The organism is Streptomyces pseudovenezuelae (genome assembly GCF_029892565.1).
Classification (GTDB): Bacteria; Actinomycetota; Actinomycetes; order Streptomycetales; family Streptomycetaceae; genus Streptomyces; species Streptomyces pseudovenezuelae_A.
Map to the genome: position 1 here is coordinate 57,818 of NZ_JARXVH010000024.1, position 13,379 is coordinate 71,196.

Consider the following 13,379-nt stretch of genomic DNA (forward strand, 5'->3'; position numbering starts at 1 on the left):
TCGCCCCCGATCCGCCCAGCACTCGCGTGAACACCGAGTCGGCGGTCCTGCCGCCTACCGGCTCTCTTCTTGCGGGGCCTGGCCCTGGACCCAATGCGACAGACGGCTCAGGTCGGCGACGACCAGCCCGAAGCCCTCCAACGCGAGCACCAGGGCCGAACGAGATCCGCACGCCGGCCACCGCGGCCGCTGCCTGAAAGGAACAGCCGTCTTGACTTCTTCCCCCTCCTGGTGGAGGGGGATTCCTACGGCTCGCGCGGTAGGGGTTCCTGCTTCGACGCCGGCTGCCCGCCAGGAGTGCTCCCGTGAGGTCTTACACCGGCTCCACAGGCCGAGACGGCCAGCCCGGCCGCCTTGATGGTGCGGGCCGCGTTGATGTCGCGGTCATGCACGACACCACAGGTGTCGCACGTCCACACGCGGACATTCAGCGCCATCTTCGCCGCGACCGTGCCGCAGTTCCCGCACAGCTTGCTGCTGGGGAAGAAGCGGTCGATCACGACGAGTTCACGCCCATACCAAGCGCACTTGTACTCCAGCATCGACCGCAGGTGCCTCCACGACGCATCCGAGATGGCGCGCGCCAACGTGTGGTTGTTCAGCAGGTTGCGGACGGTGAGGTCCTCGATCACGACCGTTTGGTTCTCACGGACGAGCCGGGTCGACAGTTTGTGCAGGTGGTCGCGGCGCCGGTCGGCGATCCGCGCATGCACGCGGGCAACCCTGCGACGGGCCTTCTGCCGGTTCGCCGAGCCCTTGGCCTTGCGGGACAGTTCACGCTGCGCCCTGGCCAGCCTGGCGCGGTCGCGCCGCTCGTGCCGGGGGTTGATGACCTTTTCCCCGGTGGACAGGGTCACCAGGGAGGTGATGCCGGCGTCCAGGCCGACGGCCGCTGTGGTGGCGGTGGCCGGGGCGATGGTGTCGTCGCACAGCAGGGACACGAACCAGCGTCCCGCCGCGTCGCGGGAGACGGTCGCCGTGGTCGGCTCGCTGCCCTCCGGGAGCGGACGCGACCAGCGGATGTCCAGGGGGTCGGCCATCTTCGCCAGCGTCAGCCGTCCCTCGCGCCACGTGAAGGCACTGCGCGTGTACTCGGCCGACGCACGGGATTTCTTGCGGGACTTGAAGCGCGGGTACTTCGCGCGCTGGGCGAAGAAGTTGCCGAACGCCGTCTGCAGATGGCGCAGCGCCTGCTGGAGCGGGACCGAGGACACCTCGGTCAGGAAGGCCAGCTCCCCGGTCTTCTTCCACTGCGTGAGTGCGGCCGAGGACTGCACGTAGGAGATGCGGCGCTGTTCGCCGTACCAGGCCCGGGTGCGTTCCTCCAGCGCCTTGTTGTAGACCAGGCGCACGCAGCCGAACGTGCGCGACAGCTCGGCCGCCTGCTCGCCTGTGGGGTAAAAGCGGTACTTGAACGCCCGCTTGACCTGCCGCGCCATACCTCACGTTCCATCAGCTCCCATGTGAGTGGCGGGTGTCGGCCGGTGGTCGACGCACGCCGGCCCGCCCGGGCGGACCGGTTTTCCCTGCCCTGCTTCGCAGGAGCTTCGTTTCCTCCCCCGGCTGAAGCCGGGGGTATCCACAAAGGAGAGCCCCGATGAGCAACCACAGGGAAGAGCCTCAACAGCGCGCAGACTCCGCATGGGGCGCGGCCTCCGACAGGCAAACCGCGGTAGGGGAGTTCGATGTCATCGTGTGCGGTGCGGGATCGGCGGGTTCTACGCGCGCGGGCATGCTCGCGGCAGATGAAAGCGCGAGGTTAGTGTGAGGTGACTCTGTAACTGCCGCCCTGCTCCACTTTCAGGTGGACGTAGCCGGAGTCGAGGTGGCCACCGGCAACTCCGGCTGTGGCGGTGAAGGTCCCGTTGCGCCACACCACCTTGCCGTTGACCACGACGGTGCGGGCGCGGCCGGAGACTGGGACCGCGATGGTGCCGCTGGTGCGCTTGGGTGCCTCGACGGTCAGGTTGAACCGGCCCGCGTCGGTGCCCGCGGTCCAGTTGGCGCCGATGCCGCCGTGTGGGGTGGAAACCCTCCCTCGCGCCCAGGTGAGGTCCCCGGGGTGGGGCTGGATCGTCCAGGTCGCGTATCCCGGTGTATCCGGACGTATGCCCAGGACGTAGCTCGACAGTGCCGAGGTCGGGGCGGTGGACCATCCGTGGGACAGGCTCGTCCCTGCTTCCAGGCCGGGTGTGCCGCCGTTCCCGGAGATGTTCTCCCACATAGTCCCGGTCTGGTTCGGGCCCGGAGCGATCATGTGGCCCCAGACATCGTGCAGGAGTTCCTGTGCGTTCGCGGTGTCGCCGGCCGCCAGTCGGGCCTGGAGTTCGAACCCGCTGATGAAGGGGCTGACCAGCTCTCGGTATCCGGCGCCGGGAGAGAAGGGGAGCGGTCCGTAGGGGGTGCTCCACAACTTCGACTTCAGCGCGGCCAGGATCTCTGCATGCTTCGAAGGCGGCGCGACTCCATACAGGACGGCCATGGCGTTGGCGTCCTGCGCGAACCCGGAATTGGTGTCGCTGATCTTGTACAGTCCGCTCGTCGAGTCGTAGAGACGTTCGTTGATTCGCGTCTTCAGCTTCTCGGCGTCCGCCCTGTAGGCGGCGGCCTGTGATGTCTGTCCTGCGGCGGTGGCGAGTGCCGCACCATCGGTCAGCGTCTTGTAGTAGAGGATGTTGTAGGCGGAGACCTCGCCGGCCTTGTCTTTGTCGTAGAAGTTCCAGTCCGCGCCGTCGACTCCCGCCCTGGTCGAGAACAAGCCGTTCGCGTCGACCCTGGTCGCGTTCCAGGCGAGTTGACGCTTGACGGCAGGCCATTGCCGAGCGACGAACGCCTTGTCACCGGTGTGGAGGTAGTAACTCGCAAGGCCGGTGACGAAGTACATGGAGTACGTGGCCGAGTAGGTGGTCGTGTCGCCCGGGGTGAGCGGCCCGAGGTGCGGCACGGCCGCCGGGTGCATGGCGCCCGGAACGAACCCGCTGGCAAGCTGCCGGCTGCCCAGCAGGTCCAGGGACTGCTTGATGTACTCCGGTTTGTTCACGGAGTAGTAGTCGGTGAGGCCCTCGATCAGGATGTCCCCGCTCCAGATCGCTCGGTCGCGTCTGGCTCCGTCGAGGACCGAGGGCATGGCGTTGGATCCTGGCGGGGTGAAGTCGGCGAGTGCGGCAGGTGTGTTCAGAGGATCGCTGTAGAGCGTCCTTCCCGTGCTACTGACGACGGTGAGGTCCTTGAAGGCCGCCTTCTCGTCGCCGAACTCCCGGAAGCCCACGGTCCCCGTCGGGAAGGCGACGGCTCCGGAGGGCAGAGACGAGGTGTCGACGCGGTCGATCTCCTTGCCGTCCAGCGAGATCGTGATGCCGGTCCCGGCCGCTGTGGTCGCCATGGTGTGCCAGGTGCCCTCATCGACGGCGGAAGGCAGTGCCACAGAGCCGAGGCTGGTGTAGGCCCCGTCGCGCACGGAGAACTTCTGCAGGGTGTTCGGGGGGCCTGCGGTGTCTGTGCTCCCGTCCAGAATGAACAGGTAGCCGTTCTGCGAGTTCTGCGCGCGTACCATCCACCCGGCCTGATTGTGCAGGATCTTCGTCCGGAAGGTGGTTGTGTAGTCGCTCCAGGAGGCTCCGCGGTTCAGGATTCCGGCACCGTCATTGATCTTTGAGCCGGCGGCGTTCAGCGCGCTGTCCTGGACAGACCAGCTTCCGGGAAGGGAATTGGCCGGAACGAGATCGGTCTGCAGGGTGTAGGCACCGGCGTACCAGATCTTGTTCAGTTCGTCGGAACTCGACAGGAAATGGCCCCCGTACCCGTCAGCCTGGGTGCGGTCGGCGATGTAGTTGATGCCGACCTTGCTCAGCGTGAGGCGGCCAGGGGTGGAGAGCGTGATCTGTTCATACCGCTCGCCTCCCTGGACGAAGCGGTTGGTGATGGTGCCGGGCCCGGTGACCTGATAGCTGTTGGAGCGGGAGCTGTCACCGTCGGCCCACGGCGGAGAGCCGTCGCCCGACGGGCTCATGTACTGCAGGCCCTCGCTGTACGCGGCTTTCAGAGTCGGGGATCCCGACGCGGCGGAGACGGTGAGGTAGGGAAGCCCGCCCACCTCCTGGCCGTAGTCGAGCAGGACGGCGGGGACTTCCCCGCCCTCGGCATAGGTCAGCGTCGCTCCGCCCGAACCGCCACACAGCAGATTTTGGGCGCCTACAACCGCGCCCGAGGTGCTGACCTCGGAGACCGGGCAGACGTCGGCACTCTTGGGCGTGCGAACGTACTCCCGCCAGTCGCCGGGCACCCGCGATGGCGTGGAGCCGCCCGCCCGCTCCACGGGGACGCGAGCCGGTGTCGAAGCCGTGGCGGACGGCGCCATCGGCTGGACGAGGACCGCGAGGATGAGGACAAGGCCCAGCAAGAGAGCCGCGCCGGTCGAACGGCGTCTGCCGGATGGGCGCGTTCTGCCATGAGTTCGCATGCACACTCCGAGATTGCGGGTGGTCTACGGTCCGGCCCTGAGCGCGACACAACGGTGCTCCGTCGAGAGTGCGCAAAGCACTAGAGGTGAGCGCTGGAGGTGAGATTGAAACGATTCAATACGTTTGTGCAAGACGCAAGCTATGCAGGAGCTGTACGTGCGTCAACCCTTGGCGCAGGGTCCACTGTCCTCGAACTTGCTGATGAGATTGTTTGTCCGCAGGACGTGAGGGCGGCCTTCGCCTGATCCGGTGTGGGGGCCTCACCCTGAGGGGTGGACGAGATCGCGTGAGTGGTCGAACATGTTTTTGATTCTAGGCTTGCGATCACCCCCTTCGCACTCGCGTGTTCGATTATGTGTTCGATAACGTGGCGGGGGAGGTGGGCGACGGATGAGTCTGGAGTGGACGGGGCGCGGGCCGGGTGTGGTGATGCATGTGCGCTGCACGGAGCGGCTCCCGGAACAGCTGTACCGGCAGGCTCTCGAGCAGATGGGGGAGCTGTCGCCGGTGGTGCAGGCCCTGCCGCCCACCGCGGCCCTGGTCGACCTGCGGGGCGCGCTCCGCTACCACGGCGCGACCGCCTCCCACCTCGGGGAGGTCCTGCGCCTGCGGACGGTCTCCCACCTCGGCATCGACGTGCGCGTCGGCATCGGCCCGACCAGAAGCCGACAGGTTCGCGGATTCCTGAGGGCCCAGGGAAGCGAACTGGCTGGCCACCTGACGTTGAGACGCCGATCGTCCAGCCGGTTGAGGCAGCAGGCGGTTGTACGGGCTGTGCTCGGGAGGGTGTAGTGACTTGGCGGTCTTCTTCCATGTGAGGCTTCGCTGGGGCGAGGGGCTGGGGGAACAGGGTGTCGCCGACCGTGCTCACCGAGCCGCCCGCGTGCTGGTGCCGTAGGTGGGCGGGTCGACGGGCTGTTCGGCCTTGGGCAGGAGGGAGACGGCGAGCAGGTAGGAGTTGGTGACGAGTTCCTGACGAGCTTGTTGTCGACGTCTGTCCCGCCCTCCAGTGTGATCCAGCGCATGGCGAGTTCGATGCCGCGGCCGAGTCGTTTGTGTTCGTGGACGACGAGGGTGACGGCGACGCCGGAGAATCGGATCTCCCTGGCGAGCCTGGCGGCGGCCTCCAGCTCGGGGCGCCGGGTGGCGCGGGTGGAAATCTTCTCCGAGAAGACCTGGGTGACCCCGGCCTCGGCGAGGGAGTCGAGCTGTGCGTCCAGGGACTGCCGGGCCGTCGAGGCGCGGGCGTACCGAGTCGGACGTGTCCGACGGGCTCGGCGCCGGCGCTCGCGGGCCGGGGCAGCTCGGTTCAGACCGAGCCCGGTTTGCGTACGGCCGGTGTCGGCACTCCGAGCACCTCCGCGATTTGGGGCACGAGGCGGAAGCGGGCGGTGTGTTATTGGATGGCCACCTCGCCCTTGCCGGTCCGGCACGGCGAGCCCGCCGGGGCGGCCCAGGTGGACATCGGGCAGGCGTGCGATTTCATGCGCTTGAAGTCGTCGTTCACGGTCCTGACCGTTTCGTGGGGTCGTTTCAGACGTCCAGTCGTTTGCAACAACTCATGAAACGCGATCGTCCCAGGTGGACCGCCGGGTGTCGGGGTGTTTCACGAGCGGTTACCTATGAAACAACCTCAGTGTTCGGGTTGTCGTGTCTTCGAGTCGGCGGACGTCTTCGCCACCGACCACGACACCGGTTCGCGTCAGTGACGTACTGGCCGCTGGCGTGTGGCACGGTTCGCTCGTATTGCGGTCCCACCTCCAGGACGGTCACCGAGTCCGGGACCACGTTCATGTTGAGAGGTCAGCAGTATGAGAGCTGGGGCAGGGCATCGCGGCGGCCATCCCGATCCCCGCGACCACCGGCACCTCACGCACCCGGCCCGAGCTCGGTGCGGTCTTCCACCCGCTGCTTGAGGCCGGTGTTGAACGCGGCGTACCCGTCTTTTTTGGGTGTTCTGAGGAAGGGCCGGATCAGGGTGACCAGGGCGCCGGAGAATTCCTCGTGGTTGGTCAGGCGGGTGGTGCCATCGTGGTTGGGGGAAAGGACGAAGGAGTGCTGGCCGTGAAACAGCTGCTTGATGCCGAGCGTGCCGACCCACCGCAGTTCCTGGCCAGGCGTCGCGACGGTGACCGTGGGCCTGAAGGTCATGCCCGGCATGCGCATCGTGAGCCGGCTTCCCACTTGAGCGGTGCCCTCGGCTTCGGAGAAGGTGCTCCACTCGCCGTAGGCGGCGAAGTCGGTGAGGACGTCCCACACCGCTTGCGGGGTGGCGTCGATGTCAATAACGGCGGTGAGGACCGGCTTCACGGTGGTTTCCACTTCTGGCTGGTGCGGAAGAGAGGGGGGTTCGGCGAGCGAGTGGTGCACCGGTGCTCGGTGTGGCCGGGGACTGGCGTGGAGCGCAGTCCACGGCGGTCAGAGCGTCACGCCCGGCGCGGCCTTGTGGGAGGGGGTGCTGTTGGTCGTGGTCTCCTGCAGGCCGTGGTCGATGAAGTCGATCATCCAGGTGAAGCTGTCGTCGATGTCGGTGGCGAACTGGAACCCGCTGGCTGCTTCCAGGGATGCGTATCCGTGCAGGACGGTGCGGAGCATCCGCAGCGCGTGGATCTGTTGGTCGGGGTCGATCCGGTAGCCGTGGAGCATGGCGGCCCAGGAGTCGACCACCCGGTTGAGGGCGTCGATGAGGGGGTCGCCGGGTCCGGTCGGGCGGGCGGCGTTGGCTGCGGCGTATCGGCCGTGGTGGTCCTTGACGAACGTCCGCATCGCCTGTGCGCCGCGGGCCAGGGCTTCGGTGCCGGACCGGCCCTGGATGGCGTCGCGGATGGCGTCGGCGCACTGGTTCATGGCCAGGATGGCGATCCGGTGGGCGAGGTCGGTCTGGCCGTTGACGTGCTTGTACAGCGAGGGGGTTTTGATCCCGAGCCGTTCGGCGACCAGGCCCATGCCGAGCTGGTCGAACCCGACCTCGTCGACCAAGGCGGCGGCGGCTTCGGTGACCGCCGCGGCGGTGAGTCCGGCCTTAGGCACCGGGGGCCGCCTTGGCCAGGAACGGCAGGGCCAGCGCGAGGACCTGGTCGGGGGTCTGGGCGTGCGGGTAGTGGCCGGCGCCGTCGATCACGGCCAGCTCGCCGAGGCCGGCGGGCAGGTCGGCGATGATCTTCACCCCTTCGGCGCGGGGGTCGGCCCAGTCGGGGTCCAGGCTGCCTTCGACGATCAGGACCGGGCAGGTGACGTGGGCGAGCTGGGTGCCGGCGTCGGTGGGCTTGGACTTGCACATGTCCTGCAGGACCTTCATCCGGCCGGGCTCACTCAGCGTGGCCTCAATGCGGGCCAGTTCGCTGTCCCAGTCGGCGGGCTTGGCCGGGTAGGCCACGTCGAGGTACTTCTTCCAGTCCGCCACTCGTCCCCGGACGATGACCTGCGCCATCCGCGTGTACCCGGTCCGGAAGCGCTTGACCCGGATCAGCCCGCCCAGGTCGACCGGCTGCGCACGGGTGAACGGAGCCAGCTCGATCACTCCGCTGATCACGTCGGGCGCGGTGGCGGCCGCGATGGTCGCGGCGCCGCCGCTGATCGACTGCCCGATGATCGCGGCCGGGCCGCCGAGGTGACGCACGACGGCGACCAGATCTCCGGCGATGTCGGTGCGGCTGTAACCGTCCCAGCCGAGGCTGGACTCACCGCACCCGCGGATGTCGACGTTCGCGACCCGGTAACCGGCGGCCACCAGGCCGGGAACGAGGAAGCGGTAGGAGTGCCGGCTGTCGCCGATACCGTGCGCCAGCACGACCAGGGGGCCTTCCCCGGTCACGTCGAAGGCGATGGTGTTCTTGCCGATTCTCAGGTGCTCGGTCATGCCGTCCTCCACCAAGTGGCTAATGTCGTTAGCTATAGACTAGTAACATTAGCTACGAGGGTCAACGCCACACCCAGCCGCGCTCGATCGGGGGCCGAGCGCAGAGCAATGGGCTGCCGCACGGCGTAGTGCTGTTTTCCGCGAGAACTACTGGGACCCTCATCACCGCAACGTTCCAGGTTGGAGTGCCCAAGCACCTCACATTCCTACAGCTCGTGCTGCTCAGGACGCGATCGGGTCGCTCTGGCTGCGGTGCGGGTGCGCGGCGTGGATGTACTTCATGGCGGTGCGGGGAGAGAGACCGAAGAGGCGGACGAGGTGGAGGGGGTCGTCGGTGTGCTGGGCCTCGTTGAGGATGCGGTCCACACGCAGGCGGCCCGCCTGGTGGCCGTGGGCGCGCAGAGGTTTGTTGATCGCCTGGATCGACACCGGGGGCTGGGTGTCGTCGATGGCGGTATGGGCGGTGCCCAGCAGGTAGGGGCTGGTGGTGGCGGGCCAGCGTCGGTGGCGTTCGGCCAGCCACTGCCATGCCAGGCGGTAGGTGAGTTCGTCCAGGTAGACGCTGTGGACGGGCTTGCCGGTGCGGCGCACGCGCAGGGTGGCGCGGCTGTGGTCGAGGTCGTCCAGCAGCAGGTGGCGCTGGTCGTGAGTAGAGACCACAACACCCACACCGGTGCAAACGGCATCGCCACGGACCACGTGGACGCCAGAAGATGCTTCCGACCACCTGGAGGAGTTCGCCACTGCCCGAGGGTTCCGGGATCCGTGTCGCGGCGGACCGCGCCACGGATCCCGGCTTTCGGGGCGTGCGCCCCGGCCTCTCAACTGTCCGCGAGAACAATGGCTCGTCCCAGGCCTGGTTCGCCATGGTCACGAGATGGATCCCCTGGCGGATGATCTCGGCCTCGCTCGTGCCCCGCCACTTGGCCGGCCTCTTGACGATCGCCAGGTCCTCGCCGTGTGCGAGGTGGCATGCCCGGAGCGACGGGCGGGTGCACGGGCAGGCGTCTACCGCACGAGACACGGCCGCCTGCTGTCGAACTTCCAGTCGGGGATGAGGTGTTGCATGGTGACGGCGTCATCGCGCGCGCCCAGCGCTTTTTCCCGGTAGAGCTCGTGGGCGGCGAGAAGTCGGTTCTCGTCGAGGTGCACGCCGAGGCCCGGCGCGTCGGGGACGGCGATCTCGCCGTCGACGATGCGCGGCGGTGTGGTGGTGAGGCGCTCCGTACCCTCCTGCCAGATCCAGTGGGTGTCCAGGGCGTTGTAAGCGCCGGGGGCCGCCGCGCCGCAGTGGGTGACCATGGCGAGGGAGATGTCGAAGTGGTTGTTGGAGTGGCAGCCCCAGGTCAAGCCCATCGCGTTGCACAGCTGGGCCACGCGCACCGAGCCCTGCATGGTCCAGAAGTGCGGATCGGCCAGCGGGATGGAGACCGACTGGAGGGCGAGGGCGTGGGTCATCTGGCGCCAGTCGGTGGCGATCATGTTGGTCGCGGTGGGCAGACCGGTGGCGCGGCGGAACTCGGCGAGGATCTCCCGCCCGGAGTAGCCGCCTTCGGCTCCGCAGGGGTCCTCGGCGTACGTGAGGGTGTCGCCGAGGGGCCGGCACAGCTCGATCGCCTCCTGGAGCGACCAGGCGCCGTTCGGGTCGAGGGTGATCCGGGCCTCGGGGAAGCGCTCTTTGAGGGCGCGTACGGCCGCCACCTCCTCGGCACCGTCCAGGACGCCGCCCTTGAGTTTGAAATCCCGAAACCCGTACAGGTCGTAGGCCGCCTCGGCCTGCGCCACGATCGCCTCGGGGGTCAGGGCCTCCTCGCGCCGGATGCGGTACCACGGCACGGACGACTCGGGCTCACGGAGGTACTCCAGATCGGTCTTGTCCGGGTCGCCGACGTAGAAGAGATAGCCCAGCACACGTACGGAAGTGCGTTGTTGGCCGTCGCCGAGCAGCTCCGCCACGGGCACGTCGAGGTGCTGGCCGAGAAGGTCGAGCAGTGCCGACTCGACGGCGGTGACGGCGTGGACGGTGGTGCGCAGGTCGAAGGTCTGCGCGCCCCGCCCGCCAGCGTCACGGTCGGCGAACCGTGCGCCGATCTCGCGCAGGACCCGCTTGTAGTCGCCCAGCTTCGCCCCGACGACGAGGGGTTCGGCGTCCCGTAGTGTCTGCGTGATCTTCTCGCCGCCGGGTACCTCGCCGAGGCCGGTACGGCCTTCGGAGTCGGACAGGACGACGATGTTGCGGGTGAAGTAGGGGCCGTGCGCGCCGGAGAGGTTCAGCTCCATGCTGTCGCGGCCGGCGACCGGGTAGACGGCGAACGCGGTCACAGTTGGCTGTGCGGTGCTCATGGTGGTCCAAGTCCTTTGCGTCATGGATGAGTCGGGTTACAGGTTGAGGACGTCGAGGGCCCACTCGGCGACAAGGACGCCACCCAGGCCGAGGGCGGCGAGCACCGTCGTATAGGTGGTACGGACCTTGATCGCATCGATGACGGAGAGGTTGAAGTACTGCTTGAACAGCCAGAAGCCTGGGTCGTTGACGTGGGAGCACGCGATGGAGCCGCAGGCGACGGCGAGCACCATGATCTCTGGGTGGACCCCGCTGCCGGCCAGCAGCGGCAGCACCACGCCGGAGGCCGTGACGACGGCGACCGTCGCCGAGCCGAGCGCGATGCGGAGGATGACGGCGACGAGCCAGGCGAGGATGATCGGCGAGATGGACCAGCCGTCCGTGGCGTCCTTGATGTAGTCGGAGATCCCGCCTTCGACGAGGACGTTCTTGAAGGCCCCGCCGGCGCCGATGACCAGGAGGATCATCGCCATCGCCTTCGCCGCTGAGGTGCAGGAGTCGCCGACCTCCTCCAGGCTCCGGCCGATCCGCGGGCCGAACGCCCAGATCGCCAGGCACAGGGTCAGCAGCAGCGCGACCGGTGCCGAGCCGATGAAGGCGACGGTGTGCAAGAGCGGGGTCTCGGCGGAGGTGGCCATGTCGGTGACGGCGGCGGCCACGATCAGCACCACGGGGAAGAGTGCCACAGACAGCGACCAGCCGAGTCCGGGCATCTCCTCGTCGGTGAACTCACGCTCGCTGACCAGGCCCTTGGGGATGGAGGGGTTCATCGCCTGGATGAACGGAAGGCGCGGCCAGGTCAGAGCTATGAGCGCGCCGGCGGGAATCGCGATGAACAGACCGTAGAAGAGCGTCAGTCCGACGGAGGCGTGGAAGGTGGCGGCGACGGCGGTCGGGCCGGGGTGCGGCGGCAGGAAGCTGTGCATGGTGGACAGGGCGATGGACATCGGCAGTCCGACCCACAGCAGCTTCGTTCCGGTGACCCTGACCAGGGTGAACGCGATCGGCACGATGATGATGAAAGCGACCTCGTAGAACATGGTCACGCCGATCAGCATGGCCGTGACGACCATTGCCACCTGGACCCAGCGCGGGCCGAAGGCGTCGAGGAGCTTGTCGGCTATCCGCTGTGCGGCGCCGGAGTCTCCCATGACACGGCCGACCATGGCGCCGAGTCCGATGGTGAGCATGGTGTCGCCGATCTGGTCCCCGATGCCTTCGGAGAGGACGTCGGGGATGGTGGCCACCGGGATTCCCCGGACCAGTGCGACGCCGACCGCCACGAGCAGGAGGGCCGCGAAGCCGTTGAGCTTCAGCCTGGTCATGAGGAGAAGCAGGAGCAGAACGCTGATCCCGACTACGAGAAGAGGCATAGCAGTTCCCCTTTGAACTGTTCAGTGAGCAGCCGCCGGCTGCGGGACGGCCCGATCCGTGTGCGGCCCGATTGGCCGCGCCACGGAGGAGCGGCAGGGCGTTGTCGCGTGGCTGTGCGGAGGGATGCGGTGCGGCTGGTGCGGCATGGCGACGGCTGTGGCCCTACCGGCCCCAAGCCGCGGGCTCCCCTGGGGCCAGGGGCTTCTGTTCCGGGTCAGCTCAGGAGGCCGGGCCTCCTGCGGCACGACACGCACCCGCGGGTGCGTCGGGCGGGAACGAGGGACGCCCGCCCGTTCGCCGTTCGTTAAGCGGGTCGTCGTACGGTGTCGACCAGGCTCAGGCCGTGGTCCAGCATCTTCTCCAGGTCGGCGAGGTCGGTCAGGGCGGGGTCGGTGAGCGGGGCGCGCACCGGGCCGACCGGGAAGCCGCGCAACCGGGCGGCGGCCTTGACCAGGGATACGGCGTAGCCCGGCACCCGATCCCGTAGTTCGACCAGCGGGACGTAGAACTCACGCAGGAGCTCGGTCACGGCCGCGTCGTCCCCGTCCCGCAGCGCGACGAAGAAGGCGTTCGCGATCTCGGGGGCGAAGGCGTGGACGGCGGAGGAGTAGGCGGGGACGCCGACCGTGGCGTAGGCGCGGGCCTGGATCTCGGCGGTGGCGGCGCCGTTGAAGAAGAGGAAGCCGTGAGGCGCGGCGAGTGTGAGTCGCTGGAGCCGGTCGAGGTCGCTGTGGCCGTCCTTCAGGCCGACGACAGTGGGGATGCGCGCGATCCGGCGCAGGCTGTCGGCGCTGAAGTCGACCTGGCCGCGCTGGTAGGCGATGAGTGGCAGCCGGGTGCCTTCGGCGATCCGGCGCAGCTGCTCCACCAGACCGTCCTGCGGCGTCCCGACCAGGTAGTGGGGCAGTACCAGCGCGGCGTCCGCCCCGGCTTCCTCCGCGATGCGGGCGAAGCGCAGCGCCTGTGCCCAGCCGTAGCCGATTCCCGCCACCACCGGCAATCGTCCGTCGGCGACCTCGACCGTGGTCCGCACGACCGCCCGGTACTCGTCCTCGTCCAGCGAGAAGAACTCTCCTGTCCCGCAGGCCGGGAACACCGCACCGGGGGCGGTGGCCAACCGGTCGGCCAGATACGCCCGATAGGCGTCCAGGGCGAGGCTGCCGTCGGTCCCGAAGCTCGTGAGAGGGAAGGACAGCACCCCGCTTGCCATTCCGTCACGGAGCCGCTCGGCGACCCCTGCGATCTCTGCTGCTTCCGTGCTGATACCCGCCACACCCCATCCCCGTATGTAAATGACGTCTACGTATATAGATGGAGGCTAGACGCGTGAACATGGTGGGTC

General features: G+C 68.1%; 10 protein-coding genes and 1 pseudogene. 1 reads left to right on the forward strand and 10 read right to left on the reverse strand.

The genetic code is table 11. The features are described 5' to 3' along the window. Positions 1 to 245 precede the first annotated feature (245 nt). Together M2283_RS44625 and M2283_RS44630 are read right to left on the reverse strand one after the other, a co-directional pair. Positions 246 to 1,439, reverse strand: a complete 1,194-nt coding sequence (locus M2283_RS44625; RefSeq protein ID WP_280882322.1) for an RNA-guided endonuclease InsQ/TnpB family protein — start codon at positions 1,437 to 1,439, stop codon at positions 246 to 248. 320 nt (positions 1,440 to 1,759) lie between these two features. Further along, on the reverse strand, positions 1,760 to 4,399 hold the full coding sequence (locus tag M2283_RS44630; protein ID WP_280882323.1) for an MGH1-like glycoside hydrolase domain-containing protein: 2,640 nt from the start codon (positions 4,397 to 4,399) through the stop codon (positions 1,760 to 1,762). A 451-nt stretch (positions 4,400 to 4,850) separates the two neighbouring features. On the opposite strand from M2283_RS44630, the gene M2283_RS52090 reads away from it, so the two are divergent. Then, complete coding sequence (locus M2283_RS52090; RefSeq protein ID WP_432423222.1) at positions 4,851 to 5,252, forward strand: hypothetical protein; 402 nt, start codon at positions 4,851 to 4,853, stop codon at positions 5,250 to 5,252. A gap of 287 nt (positions 5,253 to 5,539) precedes the next feature. Here M2283_RS52090 and M2283_RS52095 read toward each other — a convergent pair. The 8 genes and pseudogenes from M2283_RS52095 to M2283_RS44680 form a co-directional block, all read right to left on the reverse strand. After that, positions 5,540 to 5,893, reverse strand: a pseudogene (locus M2283_RS52095) (hypothetical protein); the annotation flags it as partial. Positions 5,894 to 6,329: 436 nt separating this feature from the next. Beyond that, positions 6,330 to 6,830, reverse strand: coding sequence for an SRPBCC domain-containing protein (locus tag M2283_RS44650; protein ID WP_280882324.1), 501 nt, complete (start codon positions 6,828 to 6,830; stop codon positions 6,330 to 6,332). A gap of 48 nt (positions 6,831 to 6,878) precedes the next feature. Beyond that, on the reverse strand, positions 6,879 to 7,490 hold the full coding sequence (locus M2283_RS44655; RefSeq protein ID WP_280882325.1) for a TetR-like C-terminal domain-containing protein: 612 nt from the start codon (positions 7,488 to 7,490) through the stop codon (positions 6,879 to 6,881). Then, positions 7,483 to 8,319, reverse strand: a complete 837-nt coding sequence (locus M2283_RS44660; protein WP_280882326.1) for an alpha/beta fold hydrolase — start codon at positions 8,317 to 8,319, stop codon at positions 7,483 to 7,485. The genes M2283_RS44655 and M2283_RS44660 overlap by 8 nt, the downstream gene beginning before the upstream one ends. Positions 8,320 to 8,541: 222 nt before the next feature. Continuing rightward, entirely contained in the window at positions 8,542 to 8,979 is a 438-nt protein-coding gene (locus tag M2283_RS44665) for a hypothetical protein (protein WP_280882328.1), read from the reverse strand. Between the two features lie 348 nt (positions 8,980 to 9,327). Next, complete coding sequence (locus M2283_RS44670; RefSeq protein WP_280882330.1) at positions 9,328 to 10,662, reverse strand: enolase C-terminal domain-like protein; 1,335 nt, start codon at positions 10,660 to 10,662, stop codon at positions 9,328 to 9,330. A gap of 36 nt (positions 10,663 to 10,698) precedes the next feature. After that, a complete protein-coding gene (locus M2283_RS44675) occupies positions 10,699 to 12,036 on the reverse strand; it encodes a gluconate:H+ symporter (protein WP_280882331.1) in 1,338 nt (445 codons plus the stop codon). 305 nt (positions 12,037 to 12,341) lie between these two features. Beyond that, positions 12,342 to 13,310 (reverse strand): 5-dehydro-4-deoxyglucarate dehydratase, encoded by a 969-nt coding sequence (locus tag M2283_RS44680; protein ID WP_432423216.1) that lies wholly within the window; start codon positions 13,308 to 13,310, stop codon positions 12,342 to 12,344. Positions 13,311 to 13,379 lie beyond the last annotated feature (69 nt).